The organism is Streptomyces sp. NPDC088747 (assembly GCF_044751025.1).
In the GTDB taxonomy this organism is placed as follows: Bacteria; Actinomycetota; Actinomycetes; order Streptomycetales; family Streptomycetaceae; genus Streptomyces.
Window position 1 is genome coordinate 118,656 of sequence record NZ_JBIVKZ010000004.1, and the last position, 15,833, is coordinate 134,488.

General features: G+C 70.9%; 1 protein-coding gene. It reads left to right on the forward strand.

Going from position 1 to position 15,833, the window contains the following annotated elements:
• Positions 1-75 precede the first annotated feature (75 nt).
• A complete protein-coding gene (locus ACIP79_RS11825) occupies positions 76-15,798 on the forward strand; it encodes an SDR family NAD(P)-dependent oxidoreductase (protein ID WP_401222243.1) in 15,723 nt (5,240 codons plus the stop codon).
• Positions 15,799-15,833: the final 35 nt, after the last annotated feature.

A 15,833-nucleotide genomic window follows, 5' to 3' on the forward strand; every position in this document is an offset into this window, starting at 1 on the left:
TTCCACTTGATTGCTGTTTGAGTGCGGTTTCAATGTGGACGTCAACGCTGGTCGATCAAGCGCGAGGTGGCCGGGATGAGTAATGAGGAAAAACTCCTCGACTATCTCAAACGGACGACGACGGATTTGCGTGAGGCGCGACGTCGCATCACCGAGATCGAGGAGCGTGAGCGTGAGCCCGTCGCGATCGTGGGAATGGCGTGCCGCTTCCCTGGCGGTGTCTCCTCGCCCGAGGAACTGTGGCAACTGGTCGCGGAGGGACGGGACGGACTCTCGGGCCTGCCGGACGACCGCGGCTGGGATGTCGCCAACCTCTTCGATCCGGAGCCCGGCCGTCCCGGCAAGAGCTACGTCGACCGGGGCGGTTTTCTGCACGAGGCGGGGGACTTCGATCCGGCGTTCTTCGGCGTGGGGCCGAACGACGCGCTGACGATGGACCCGCAGCAGCGGTTGCTGCTGGAGATCTCGTGGGAGGCGTTCGAGCGGGCGGGCATCGACCCGTCGACGTACAGGGGCACCCCCACGGGTGTGTTCGCCGGGGTCAACTACCACGACTACGCGTTCAACAGCAGCACCGGAGCGATCGCGTCGGGACGCATCTCCTACACGCTGGGCCTCGAAGGTCCCGCGGTGACGGTGGACACGGCGTGCTCGTCGTCGCTGGTGGCCCTGCACTGGGCCGTGCGGTCCCTGCGGTCGGGGGAGTGTTCGCTGGCGCTGGCCGGTGGCGTGACGGTGATGGCGACGCCCGAGACGTTCATCGAGTTCAGCCGGCAGCGCGGTCTCGCCCCGGACGGACGGATCAAGGCGTTCGCGTCCGCCGCCGACGGCACGGGGTGGGGCGAGGGCGCGGGGATGCTGCTGGTCGAGCGACTGTCGGACGCGCTGGCCAACGGCCACCCGGTACTGGCGGTGGTACGCGGCTCGGCGGTGAACCAGGACGGCGCGTCCAACGGATTGACCGCGCCGAACGGCCCGTCCCAGCGGCGGGTCATCGAACAGGCCCTGGCCAGTGCCGGACTGAGCACCCGTGACGTGGACCTGGTGGAGGCGCACGGCACCGGAACGGTACTGGGTGACCCGATCGAGGCCCAGGCGCTGCTGGCGACCTACGGACAGGGCCGCCCGGAGGGGTCGCCGTTGTGGCTGGGCTCGGTCAAGTCGAACATCGGCCATACGCAGGCCGCCGCAGGTGTCGCCGGGATCGTCAAGACCGTCCAGGCGATGCGTAACGGCGTGATGCCGAAGACCCTGAACGTGGACGAGCCGACCTCGCACGTCGACTGGTCGCTGGGCGATGTCCGACTGCTGACCGAGGCGCGGGAATGGACACGGGACGGGCGACCGCGCCGGGCGGGAGTCTCCTCGTTCGGGATCAGCGGCACCAACGCCCACGTGATCCTCGAACAGGCACCGGACGCGGAGCCCCGCGAACCGTCGGCGAGTCCGCCCGGGACCGTCCCCCTGCCGCTGTCGGCGCGGGACGACGCGGGTCTGCGCGACCAGGCCGACCGACTACGTACCCACCTTCGCGGGCATCCCGACCTGGACCACCGAGACGTGGCGTACTCGCTGGCGACCGGCCGTGCCGCGCTGGTACACCGGGCGGTCGTCGTCGGCCGTGACAGCGACGAACTGCTGGCCGCACTCGACGAGTTGGCCGACGAATCCCCCGACGAACGGGGGAGCACGGCGCGCGGTGTCGCCACGTCCGGGGAGCGGACCGCGTTCCTGTTCAGCGGTCAGGGCTCGCAACGGGTCGGGACGGGACGCGAACTGTACGAGGCGTTCCCGGTGTTCGCGGACGCGCTCGACGCCGTCTGTGCCGAGTTCGACCCCTACTTGGACCGGCCGCTGAAGGCGGTGCTCTGGTCCGAGCCCGAGCTGCTCGACCGGACGTCCTTCACCCAGGCCGCCCTCTTCGCGGTCGAGGTGGCGCTGTTCCGGCTCCTGGAATCCACTGGCGTCGTTCCGGACTACGTCGCCGGTCACTCGATAGGCGAGCTGGCCGCCGCGCACGTGGCGGGCGTGTTCTCGCTCCCGGACGCGGCCCGGCTGGTGGCCGCACGCGGCCGGCTGATGCAGGCGCTCCCGCCGGGCGGCGCGATGGCCGCCGTGCAGGCGACCGAGGACGAGGTCGCCGGACACCTCGGCGGCGATATCGACATCGCCGCGGTGAACGCCCCGAACGCGGTCGTCGTCTCGGGCTCCGAGGCAGCCGTGAATCGCGTGACCGGGCATTTCGAAGGCCTCGGACGCAAGGTCAGCCTGCTGCGAGTGTCGCACGCTTTCCATTCGCCGCTGATGGAGCCGATGCTCGCCGAATTCCAGGAGATCGCGAAGGAGGTCTCCTATTTCCCGCCGACGATCCCCGTCATTTCGAACGTGACCGGCCGCCAGGCCGAGGACCTGGGCTCGGCGGAATACTGGACACGCCACATCCGCGGCACCGTCCGATTCCAGGACGGGGTGCGGACACTGCTGGCCGCGGGAGTCGGCCAGTTCGTGGAGCTGGGTCCGGACGGCGTGCTGTCGGCCATGACCCGAGCCTGCCTGGACGACTCCGAGGACAGCACGCTCGTCGTCCCGGTCCTTCGCCGGGACAGGCCCGAGGCCGCCGAACTGCTCACCGCGCTCGGCCGTCTCCACGTACGCGGCTCGGCCGTGGACTGGAAACCGCTGCTCGGCGCGGCCTCCCGCGTCGACCTGCCGACCTATCCGTTCCAGCGTCGCCGCTACTGGCTGGAAGGAACCGGTGTCGAGGGCGATGTCGCCGCGGCGGGTCTCCAGCGGGTCGAGCACCCACTGCTTGCGGCGGCGGTGACGCTTCCGGACGGAGGCGGAGCCGTCCTGACCGGGCGGGTCTCGCCCGGCACCCAGCCCTGGCTCGCCGACCACATGGTCGGCGGCGCCGTGCTGTTCCCCGGTACCGCGTTCGTGGAACTGGCGGTCCAGGCCGGTGACCGCGTCGGCTGCGGAACGGTCGAAGAACTGACCCTGCACGCCCCACTGGTCCTGCCCGACCACGGCGGCGTCACCGTCCAGGTGGTGGTGGAGAGCGCGGACGACGCGGGACGGCGCCCCGTCGGGATCTACTCCCGGTCGGGCGGGAGCGGCAACTCCCCTTCCCGCGAGGGAACTTACGCACGCTCGGGCGACGGAGCAGGCGACGAGGTCTGGGTCAGGCACGCCGCAGGCACGCTCGCCCCCGACACGGCCGCCCCCTCCTTCGACCTGACCGCCTGGCCGCCGCCCGGCGCGACCCCGATACCGGTGGACGGCGCGTACGAGCGCCTCGCCGACAAGGGCTACGGCTATGGACGCCTGTTCCAGGGACTGCGGGCGGTGTGGCGGCGCGGCGACGAACTGTTCGCCGAGGCCGCCCTGCCCGAGGACGCCTGGGACGACGCACTCCGCTTCGGTCTGCATCCGGCGCTGCTGGACGCCGTCCTGCACACGAGCGCGGTCTCCGGGGACGCCGGCGACGACCTGGTCCTCCCCTTCGCGTGGAACGGGGTGCGGCTGTTCGCGGCGGGCGCGTCCGTGGTCCGCGCGCGACTGACCCCGGCAGGTTCGGACGGCGTGGCACTGCGCCTCGCCGACGGCGCGGGGCGTCCCCTGGCCACGGTTGACTCTCTGGTGGCCCGCCCGGTGTCGCCCGATCAACTCGCCGTCACCGCGACGGCCTCCGCCGACTCCCTGTACCGGTTGGACTGGACTCCCACGCCGGTGCCCACGGCCCCGGGCGAGCTGAGCTGGACTCCGTGGGACGAGATCGGCGACACGGTTCCCGACGTCGTCGTTCTGCCGGTGCGAGCCGGCGAGGTCCGTACCGTCACCCGCGAGGTGCTCGCGGTGGTGCAGGCGTGGACGGCCGAGGAGCGGTTCGCGGCGTCCCGACTGCTGGTCGTCACCTCGGGCGCGGTGTCGGTGGACGGCGAGGACGTCACCGACCTCGCGGCGGCGGCGACGTGGGGCCTGGTCCGCTCGGCGCAGTCCGAGGATCCCGACCGCATCGTGCTGGTGGACACCGACGCTCCGGACGACCAGGCCGCGCTGGTGCCGTTGGCACTGGGCGAACCCCAGGCCGCCGTACGAGCCGGTGCTGCCCGAGTCCCGCGCCTGGCACGGCTGTCGGGCCCGGCCGCTTCCGGACCTGTCGAGGGATCCGGAGCGGAGGAGGGGGCCGGACAGGACGAGGTAACCGGACCGGACGAGGGATTCGGCACCGGGACCGTGCTGATCACCGGAGGAACGGGCGAACTCGGCGCGCTGCTGGCCCGGCACCTGGTGACGGCCCACGGGGTACGGAGCCTGCTGCTGACGAGCCGACGGGGCCAGGACGCACCGGGCGCCGCCCAACTGGTCCTGGAACTGGCTGAGTTGGGCGCTGACGTCCAGGTGGCCGCATGCGACGTAGGTGACCGGGCGTCCCTGGCGGCGCTGTTGGCCGAGCAAACGCTCTCCGCCGTAGTCCACGCGGCCGGCGTCCTGGACGACGGTGTGGTGGCGTCCCTGACCCCGGAACGGCTGGACGCGGTGCTCGCGCCGAAGGCGATGGGCGCCTGGTATCTGCACGAACTGACCCGCGACATGGACCTGTCGGCGTTCGTCGTGTTCTCCTCCGCGGCGGCCGTCCTCGGTTCACCCGGACAGGGCAACTACGCGGCAGCGAACGCCTTCCTGGACGGCCTCGCCCAGCACCGGCGCGCGCTGGGCCTCGCGGGCCGTTCCCTGGCGTGGGGACTGTGGGCCACCGGGATGGCAGGTGACCTGGACGACGGGGACGTACGCCGGATGGCGCGCTCCGGTGTCCGCGCCCTCACCGCCGAGCAAGGGCTTGCACTCTTCGACGCCGCCACCACCCGGCCGGAACCGTTCCTGGTCCCGATCGCGCTGGACTCCGCCACACTCGTCGGCGGCGCCGGTGAACTGCCGCACGTACTCAGGGGTTTGGACACCGGCCGCTCACGGCGGCGCGTGGCGTCCGGCCCGGCCGCCGCCGGTGTGCTGCGCGAACGCCTCGCCCCGCTGCCCGAGGACGACCGCAGGGCGGCGGTCCTGGAGATCGTCCGCGCCCAGGCGGCGTTGGTGCTCGGCTTCGACGACCCCGGGGCCATCGGGGCGGAGCGCGCGTTCCGCGAACTCGGCTTCGACTCCCTGTCCGCCGTGGAACTGCGCGGACACCTGAACCAGGTGACCGGCCTGCGGCTGCCGGCGACGCTGGTGTTCGACCATCCGACCCCGACAGTCCTGGCCCGGTTCCTGACGGACGAGATCTCCGGCCTGGGCGAGGCGGCCGGCGCCGCACCGGTCGCTGTACGGGCCTTCGCGGACGACGACCCCATCGCGATCGTGGGCATGGCGTGCCGCTATCCAGGCGGAGTCACCACCCCCGATGACCTCTGGAACCTGGTCGAGGCGGGGATCGACGGCATCACGGCGTTCCCCTCCGACCGGGGCTGGAACGTCGGACGCCTCTACGACCCCAAGGGCTCCCGCCCGGGGACCAGTTACGTCGACCGGGGCGGATTCCTGCACGACGCCGCCGACTTCGACCCCGGATTCTTCGGCATCAGCCCGAACGAGGCCCGCTGGATGGACCCGCAGCAGCGACTGCTGCTGGAGGTCTCCTGGGAGGCACTCGAACGCGCCGGGATCGATCCCACGACCCTGCGGGGCAGTTCGACCGGCGTGTTCGCCGGGATGATGTACCACGACTACGCGAACAACAGCAATACGGGCTCGGTGGCCTCGGGACGCATCTCGTACACGCTGGGTCTTGAGGGCCCGGCGGTGACGGTGGACACCGCCTGCTCGTCCTCGCTGGTGGCTCTGCATCTCGCGGTGCAGTCGCTCCGCTCGGGCGAGTGCTCCCTCGCGCTGGTCGGCGGCGTCGCGGTGATGGCGGCCCCCGACGTCTTCGTGGAGTTCAGCGAACAGCGGGGACTCGCGCGTGACGGGCGTGCGAAGTCCTTCGCCGCCGCGGCCGACGGCACCTCGTGGGCAGAAGGCGCGGGGATGCTGCTGGTGGAACGGCTCTCGGACGCCCGCGCCCATGGCCATCGGGTGCTGGGGGTCGTCCGTGGCACCGCGGTGAACCAGGACGGCGCGTCGAACGGGCTGACCGCGCCGAACGGACCGTCCCAGCGCCGCGTCATCCGGCAGGCCCTCGCCAACGCGGGTCTGAACGCGTCGGACGTGGACGCGGTGGAGGCGCACGGTACGGGCACCACGCTGGGTGACCCGATCGAGGCGCAGGCGCTGCTGGCGACGTACGGGCAGGACAGGCCCGACGGACGCCCGCTCTGGCTCGGTTCCATCAAGTCGAACATCGGTCACACCCAGGCCGCCGCGGGAGTCGCCGCGATCATCAAGATGGTCAAGGCGATGGACCACGGTGTGCTTCCGAAGACGCTGCACGTGGATGAGCCGACCCCGCACGTGGACTGGACGTCGGGCGAGGTGGAACTGCTCACCGAGGCCCGGGAGTGGGAGGAGTACGGCCGACCGCGCCGGGCCGGGATCTCCTCGTTCGGGGTCAGCGGCACCAACGCCCACGTCATCATCGAGGCGGCGTCCGACCCCGCCCACACCGAGGAGCCCGCGCCGACCCCGCTCCCGGTCGTCCCCTGGGTGATCTCCGGACGCGACGAGCAGGGTCTGCTCGGACAGGCGGAACGGCTGCGCGCCCATGTGCTGTCCCGGCCCGACCTCGACCCGTCAGGCGTGGGCCACTCGCTGTTGACGACGCGGGCACTCCTGGACCACCGCGCGGTCGTGGTGGGCCGCGACCGCGACGAACTCCTTTCCGGCCTCGACGCACTGATCGAGGACACCGCAGGGCCCGACACGGCGCGCGGGGCCGCGGCCTCCGGTCGGACGGCGTTCCTGTTCTCGGGTCAGGGTGCGCAACGGGTCGGTATGGGGCGGGAGTTGTATGAGGCGTTCCCGGTGTTCGCGGGGGCGTTGCACGCGGTGTGTGCGGAGCTGGATCTGCATCTGGAGGGTGAGTCGCTCCGTGAGGTGATCTGGGGTCGTGCTGATCTGTTGGACCGGACGGTGTTCGCGCAGGCGGGGCTTTTCGCTGTCGAGGTGGCGTTGTTCCGGTTGCTTGAGTCGTGGGGTGTGCGGCCTGATTTCCTGGCGGGTCATTCGATCGGTGAGTTGGCGGCTGCGTATGTGGCGGGGGTGTTCTCGCTCGGTGATGCGGCTCGGTTGGTGGCTGCGCGCGGTCGGTTGATGCAGGCGTTGCCGGCCGATGGCGCGATGGCCGCCGTCCAGGCCACCGAGGATGAGGTCCTTCCGCTGCTGGAGAGCGCGGAGGTGGCTGTCGCGGCAGTCAACGGACCTGATTCGGTAGTCGTGTCCGGGACGGAAACTCAAGTCGCCCGAATAGTCGGGCACTTCACCGCTCTCGGCCGCAAGACATCTCGACTCCGGGTCTCCCACGCCTTCCACTCCCCGCTTATGGACCCGATATTGGACGACTTCCGCGAGGTCGCCGAGAGCGTCACCTTCAAAGCGCCCACCATTCCGGTGGTCTCGAATGTGACGGGCCGGTTGGCGGAGGAACTCGGGTCGGCCGACTACTGGGTGCGGCACGTGCGGCAGGCCGTTCGGTTCTACGACGGTGTGCGGACACTGCTGGCCGCGGGCGTGAACCGGTTCCTGGAACTGGGTCCCGACGGCGTACTGACCGCGATGACCCAGGCCGTCGTGGAGGAGACGACCGGCGACGTCGTGACGACGGGCGCTCCGCGATCCGACATCACGGCGATGGCGGCCCTGCGGCCCGGTCGCCCCGAGGCCGTGACCCTGGTCGCCGCCGTCGGGCGGCTCCACGTGCGCGGTGTACCCGTCACCTGGCGGGCGCTCTACGGTGAACGCCCGCCCGCAGACGTGGAGTTGCCCACCTACGCTTTCCAACGACAGCGGTACTGGCTGGAGGCGTCGGCCGAAGCGGGCGACCTTTCCGGCGCGGGACTGCTGCCCGCCGATCACCCTCTGCTGAGTGCGGTCCTCACGCTGCCGGACTCGGGCGGTGCCGTACTGACGGGCAGGCTGTCGGTCGGCACACGGCCCTGGCTGGCCGACCACCGGGTGCTGGGCCAGCTCCTGTTCCCGGGCAGCGGACTCGTCGAACTGGCGATCCGCGCGGGGGACCACCTCGGCAGCGGGACGCTGGAGGAACTCACGCTCCAGGCACCGCTGGTGCTGCCCGAGCACGGTGGTGTCACCGTGCAGGTGGTGGTGGACGAGGCGGACGAGACGGGTCGCAGGCCCGTCGGCATCCACTCGCGGCCCAGCGAGGGCCCGCCCGACGCGCCCTGGACGCGGCACGCCACCGGCGTACTCACGGCCGATGCCCCCGCCACTGACATGGATCTCGCGGAGTGGCCACCTGAGGGGGCCGCGGCGTTCCCGCTGGACGGCGCGTACGAGCAACTGGCCGCGGCGGGCTACGACTACGGACCGCTGTTCCAGGGGCTGCGGGCGGTGTGGCGGCGCGGGGACGAACTGTTCGCCGAGGTCGCCCTGCCCGAGGACGCCTGGGAGGAAGCCGCACGGTTCGGTGTGCACCCCGCACTCCTGGACGCGGTCCTGCACACGGGCCTGGTGGCCGGGATCGGGGCGGGCCAGGGCGAGTTGCTGCTTCCGTTCGCCTGGAACGGAGTACGACTGTCCGCGTCCGGTGCCCGGGTCGTCCGGGCGCGGCTGGCACCCGTCGGGGCCGACGGGGTCTCCCTGCGGCTCGTGGGTGAGGACGGGCGGCCGGTGCTGTCCGTCGAGTCCCTGCTGTCGCGCCCGGTCTCGCCGGAACAACTGACGGCCTCCGTACCGACGTCGCACGACTCCCTGTACCGCTTGGAGTGGCCCTCGGCGGCACCCGCGAGGGAGGGCCACGAGGTCACCTGGGGTCTGTGGGACTCCGTCGCCGATGTGGCCGACGTACCGCAAGTCGTCGTGCTGCCTGTCGCGGACGGCGAACTCACCGACGTAGTGGACCAGGTGCTCGCTGCTCTGCAGGCTTGGTCGGCGCAGGAGCGGTACGCGGCGTCGCGGCTCCTGGTCGTCACCTCGGGCGCGCTGTCACTCGAGGGCGAGGACGTCTCCTGCCTGGCCGGCGCGGCGATCTGGGGACTGGTCCGATCGGCCCAGTCGGAGGACCCGGGCCGGTTCCTGCTCGCCGACATCGACGAACTCACCGACCTGTCGGGGATGGTCGCGGCCGTCGTGGCCGCCGACGAGCCCCAGGTGGCGATCCGGGCCGGCGCCGGTCACGTCCCGCGGTTGGCACGGGCGGTCGTCGGAGCCGAATCGGGCGACGAAAAAACGGCGTTCGGCACGGGGACGGTCCTGATCACGGGCGGCACCGGGGGGCTGGGAGCGCTGGTGGCGCGCCACCTGGTGACCGAACACGGCGTACGACGACTGCTGTTGACGAGCCGCCGAGGCGGACAGGCCCCCGGCGCCGCGGAGTTGAGCGCGGAACTGGCCGCGCTGGGCGCGGATGTGGAGACGGCTGCCTGCGATGTGGCGGACCGTGACGCGGTGGCCGAGCTGCTGGCCGGCCGTGACCTCTCCGCGGTCGTCCACGCGGCCGGACTCCTCGACGACGGAGTGATCGGGTCCCTGACTCCCGAGCGGATGCGTACGGTACTCGCCCCCAAGGCGCTGGGCGCCCTGTACCTGCACGAACTGACCTGTGAAATGGATCTGTCGGCGTTCGTGGTGTTCTCCTCCGCGGGCGGTGTGATGGGCGCGCCGGGGCAGGGGAACTACGCGGCGGCGAACGCGTTCCTGGACGGCCTGGTCGCCCACCGGCGAGCGCGCGGTCTGCCGGGCCGGTCGCTGGCATGGGGCCTGTGGTCCACCGAGACCGGGATGTCCGGCGGGCTGGAGGACGGCGACGTACAGCGGATGGGCCGGTCCGGGGTCCACGCGCTGACCGTCGAACAGGGCCTCGGGCTCTTCGACGCCGCCCTGCGGACCACCGATTCCCTGCTCGTCCCGATCGGCCTGGAAGTCGGGGCACTGGCCGCCGCGGGCGACACACTGCCGCACGTACTGCGCGCCCTGGTGGGGCGCTCCCGCCGTACCGCCGCGACGGGGACGGGTTCGGCGGCGACTCTGCGGGCCCGTCTCGCGGCGCTGCCCGTTCCCGAACGAGTGCCGGTGATGCTGGAGACCGTCCGCGTCCAGGCGGCCTCGGTACTGGGATACGACGACCCGCACCGCGTCGAGCCGGAACGGGCCTTCCGCGACCTCGGCTTCGACTCCCTGTCGGCCGTCGAGCAGCGCAACCGGCTGAACCAGGTGACGGGCCTGCGGCTGCCGGCGACGCTCGTGTTCGACTACCCGACACCGCTGACGCTGGCCGAACACCTGGTCGACGAGATCATGGGCTTCGCGCCCTCCAACGGTCAGCCCATGGCCGCCCGGGTCCCGGTCGACGACGACCCGATCGCGATCGTCGGCATGGCCTGTCGCTACCCCGGCGGCGTCGTGTCACCGGAGGACCTCTGGGATCTGGTCGCGCGCGGCGCCGACGGAGTCTCGGCCTTCCCGGCCGACCGCGGTTGGAACATCGACCGGCTCTACGACCCAGAGGCGGCACGGCCCCACACCAGCTACGTGAACGAGGGCGGATTCCTCTACGACGCCGCCGGGTTCGACGCCGGGTTCTTCGGGATCAGCCCGAACGAGGCGTGGCTGATGGACCCTCAGCAACGCCTGCTGCTGGAGGTTTCGTGGGAGGCGTTGGAGCGGGCGGGGATCGATCCCTCGACGCTGCGGGGCAGTTCGACGGGTGTCTTCGCCGGAATGATGTACCACGACTACGCCCACAACAGCAGTACGGGCTCGGTCGCCTCGGGACGCATCTCCTACACCCTCGGACTTGAGGGTCCCGCCGTCACCGTCGACACCGCGTGCTCCTCTTCGCTCGTCGCACTGCACTGGGCCATACAGGCTCTGCGGTCGGGGGAGTGCTCGCTCGCTCTGGCCGGTGGGGTGACGGTGATGGCGACTCCGGAGACGTTCATCGAGTTCAGCCGGCAGCGGGGGCTCGCACGTGATGGGCGTGCGAAGTCGTTCGCGGCTGCGGCTGACGGGACGTCGTGGGGTGAGGGTGCGGGGATGCTGCTGGTGGAGCGGCTGTCCGACGCGCGCGCCAACGGCCATCCGGTGCTGGCAGTTGTCCGTGGCAGCGCGGTGAACCAGGACGGCGCGTCGAACGGGCTGACCGCGCCGAACGGTCCGTCGCAGCGCCGCGTCATCCGGCAGGCGCTCGCCAACGCGGGTCTGAGTACGTCGGACGTGGACGCGGTCGAGGCGCACGGTACGGGCACGACGCTGGGTGACCCGATCGAGGCGCAGGCGCTGCTGGCGACGTACGGGCAGGACCGGGCGGACGGGCCGCCGCTGTGGCTGGGGTCCATCAAGTCGAACATCGGTCACACCCAGGCCGCCGCGGGAGTCGCCGCGATCATCAAGATGGTCAAGGCGATGGACCACGGTGTGCTTCCGAAGACGCTGCACGTGGATGAGCCGACCCCCGAGGTGGACTGGGCCTCGGGACAGGTGGAACTCCTGACGGAGGCGCGGGAGTGGCCCGAGGAGGGGCGTCCGCGTCGGGCGGGGATCTCGTCGTTCGGGATCAGCGGCACCAACGCCCACGTCATCGTCGAAGCGGCACCACCCGTCGAAGCAGTGGCCCAGCGCGAGGAATCGGCGGGCGAACTCCCGGTCGTCCCGTGGGTACTTTCCGGCCGGTCCGACGACGGGTTGCGCGGCCAGGCCGAGAAGCTGCGGTCCTACCTCACGGCCCACCCGGGTCTGGACACCGCCGATGTCGCTCTCTCCCTGGCGACATCGCGTCCCGCCATGGAACACCGTGCGGTGGTCATCGGCCGGGGTCGCGACGAACTGCTGTCCGAGCTGGACGCACTCGCAGAGGGCGCCGCTGGTCGAGGAACGGTGCAGGGGGCCGCGGCCTCCGGTCGGACGGCGTTCCTGTTCTCGGGTCAGGGTGCGCAACGGGTCGGTATGGGGCGGGAGTTGTATGAGGCGTTCCCGGTGTTCGCGGGGGCGTTCGATGCTGTGTGTGCGGAGCTGGATCTGCATCTGGAGGGTGTGTCGCTCCGTGAGGTGATGTGGGGTCGGGCTGATCTGTTGGACCGGACGGTGTTCGCGCAGGCGGGGCTTTTCGCTGTCGAGGTGGCGTTGTTCCGGTTGCTTGAGTCGTGGGGTGTGCGGCCTGATTTCCTGGCGGGTCACTCCATCGGCGAGTTGGCGGCGGCGCATGTGGCCGGGGTGTTCTCGCTCGGTGACGCGGCTCGGTTGGTGGCTGCGCGCGGCCGGTTGATGCAGGCGCTGCCGCCCGGTGGTGCGATGGCGGCGGTGCAGGCGACGGAGGACGAGGTCCTACCGCTGCTGAATCCCGAGTCTCTAGCTGTCGCGGCCGTCAACGGACCTGATTCAGTGGTTGTTTCCGGCGCGGAGGATGAAGTCGACCGGATAGTCGGTCACTTCTCGGCTGCGGGCCGCAAGTCGTCCCGGCTGCGGGTGTCGCACGCGTTCCATTCGCCGCTGATGGAACCGATGTTGGACGACTTCCGCGAGGTCGCCAAGAACGTCACTTACAACACACCGGCAGTTCCGATGGTCTCGAATGCGACGGGCCGGTTGGCGGAGGATCACGGGTCGGCCGACTACTGGGTGCGGCATGTCCGCGAGGCGGTCCGTTTCGCCGACGGGGTTGAGGCACTGCGCGAGGAGGGTGTCACCCGCTTCGTGGAACTGGGCCCGGACGGGGTGCTGTCCGCGATGGTGCGCGCTGCTGTGGACGGGCGCGAGGGTGGCGTGCTGGTGGTGCCGACGCTGCGTAGGGAGCATGGCGAGACCGAGACGTTGTTGACGGCCATAGGAGGGCTTCACGCCGGTGGTGTCTCGGTCGACTGGGCGAGGTTGTTCGAGGGTCGTGGCGCCCGGCGTGTTGACCTTCCCACCTACGCGTTCCAGCGCGAGAAGTACTGGTTGGTGGATTCGCAGATCGGCGGGGACGCCCTCTCGATGGGACTCGGATCGGCCGAGCACCCCCTCCTGGGCGCGGTCGTCCCGTCGCCCGACGCGGACAGCGTTGCCCTGACAGGGCGTCTGTCGGTCCACGCGCAACCGTGGCTGACCGACCACGCCGTGGGCGGAGTCACCGTGTTCCCGGGCACCGGTTTCGTGGAGCTGGCGATCCGTGCGGGGGACCAGGTGGCATGTGGCCGACTGGAGGAACTCACTCTGGAGGCACCGCTCGTCCTGCCGGCCGACGGCCACGCCTTCGTTCAAGTGACAGTCGGTGCGGCCGGTGAGGCCGAGCAGCGCCCGGTGTCGGTGTACTCCCGTACGGACATCGACGCCCCCTGGACGCGCAACGCGCTCGGAACGCTCTCCGCCGCCGGAACGGACACGGCCTTCGACCTGCGGCAGTGGCCGCCGACAGACGCCGTACCGGTTGAAGTGGACGGTCTCTACGGCGGCTTGGCTGAAGCCGGATTGCAGTACGGCCCGGTGTTCCGGGGGTTGAAGGCGGCGTGGCGGCGCGGGGACGAGGTGTTCGCGGAGGTCGCGCTTCCCGAATCGGAGGCGGTGGACGGCTTCGGGCTGCACCCGGCGCTCCTGGACTCAGCGCTGCACGTGCTCGCGCTGGACGAAGTGGCCGGTGACGGGGTGGCCCTCCCCTTCGCCTGGTCCGGCGTGGAACTGTTCGCCGCCGGTGCCACGGCACTTCGGGTGCACGTGGCCCCGGCCGGTAGCGACGCCCGGTCCTTCCGGGTGGCCGATATGTCCGGGCGTCCGGTGGCCGTCGTGGAGTCACTGGTGCTGCGCGAGATCGCGCCGGAACGGCTGTCGGCCGCGACGCCCCGGTTCCACGAGTCGCTCTTCAACGTGGAATGGGCGGCGATCGCGCCGACCACGCCGATCGAGCCGACTCGGACCGACGAGATGGCCTGGGCGTTGTGGGACACGCTGAAGCCCGACGACACGGTCCCGGACGCCGTGGTGCTCCCGGTGTTCGGCGGAGCGAACGCCGCCGCCGCGCAGGAGGCCACGCACGAGGTTCTCGCGGTCGTACGGGCCTGGCTGGCCGAAGACCGCTACTTGACGTCCACGCTGCTGATCGCGACCACGGGTGCTGTCGCCGTGGGTGATGAGGACCTCGTCGATCTCGCGGGTGCGGCGGTGTGGGGTCTGGTGCGGTCGGCGCAGTCGGAGCATCCCGGGCGGATCGTCCTGGTCGACCTCGACCGGGTGACGGAGATTCCGGCGGCACTGGCGGCCCTGGGGTCCGGTGAGCCGCAGATCGCCTTCCGCGATGGTCGCCACTACGTGCCGCGGTTGGCGCGGGTCGCGGTGGAGGCGCGGGAGGAGGTCCCGTCGGTGTTCGCCGGGGCCGGGACCGGAGCCGACGATGGCAGCAGTGACCGTGCTGGTGCTGTTCTGGTGACGGGTGCGTTCGGTGCGCTGGGTGGTGTGGTGGCGCGGCATCTGGTGGCGACCCACGGGGTTCGGGATCTGGTGCTGGTGGGCCGCCGGGGTGCTGAATCTCCAGGTGCGGCGGAACTGACAGCGGCCCTGCTGGAGTTGGGTGCTGAAGTCGAGGCGGTGGCCTGTGATGTCGCGGACCGGGATGCGGTCGCGGGGATGCTGGCTGGTCGTGATCTGTCGGGTGTCGTGCATGTGGCCGGGGTGTTGGACGATGGGGTGATCTCGTCGTTGACCGCCGGGCGTATGGACGCGGTCCTTCGTCCCAAGGCGGATGCCGCCTGGAATCTGCACGAGCTGACGCAGGACATGAACCTCTCGGCGTTCGTCCTGTTCTCCTCGGCGGCGGGCGTGCTTGGGGCGCCGGGACAGGGCAACTACGCGGCGGCGAACGCCTACTTGGACGCTCTGGCCGTACACCGGCGGGCGAACGGTCTGCCGGCCCAGTCACTCGCCTGGGGGCCGTGGGACACGGACACGGGAGGCATGGCCGCCCGTCTGGACAACGCGGACGTCAAGCGGATCGCCCGGTCCGGGGTGGAAGGACTGTCCACCGACGAGGGACTGGCGCTGCTCGACACCACGAGCACCCTGGACATCGCGGCACTGATGCCCATACGGATCGACCTCAACGCCCTCGCCACGGCGGACGGAGAGCTGCCCCATCTGTTCAGGGGCCTCGCGCGCAGAACGTCCCGGCGGATCATCGATGCCGGAACGGACGCGGCCGAAGCGCTGCTGCACCGACTGAACGGGCTGACTCCGGACGAGCGCGACGAGGCGCTGCTGGAGATGGTCCGGACACACGCCGCCGGGGTGCTCGGACATCGCGGCCACCACGCGATCGAGCCGGAACGGGCCTTCAACGAACTCGGCTTCGACTCACTCAGCGCGGTCGAACTGCGCAACAACCTCAACTCGGCGACCGGCCTTCGTCTGTCGGCGACGTTGGTGTTCGACTATCCCAACGCCCGCGTTCTCGCTGCTCACATCGCGGCGGAGCTGGCCCCCGACGAGGGCGGGGCCGACGCCGGTGAAGAGGCGGTCCGGCGGATCCTGCGGACCATCCCCCTGAGCCGTCTGCGCGACGCGGGACTGATGGACAGCCTGCTCGAACTCGGCGGAGCGCAGGAGCACGCCCCGGACCCGGCCGACACTCTCGCCGACGAGGTTTCGATCGACGTGATGGACGCGGAAAGCCTTATCACCCTGGCGCTTGAAGGCGCCGGTCTCGATGACACGACGCGGGAAGAGTGAACGACGATGCCTAATTCCGACGAAAAGCTCCTCCA

Excerpts from the sequence above, each read along its gene's own strand:
- ACIP79_RS11825 (WP_401222243.1), top strand. The coding sequence starts at position 76 with ATGAGTAATGAGGAAAAACTCCTCGACTATCTCAAACGGACGACGACG.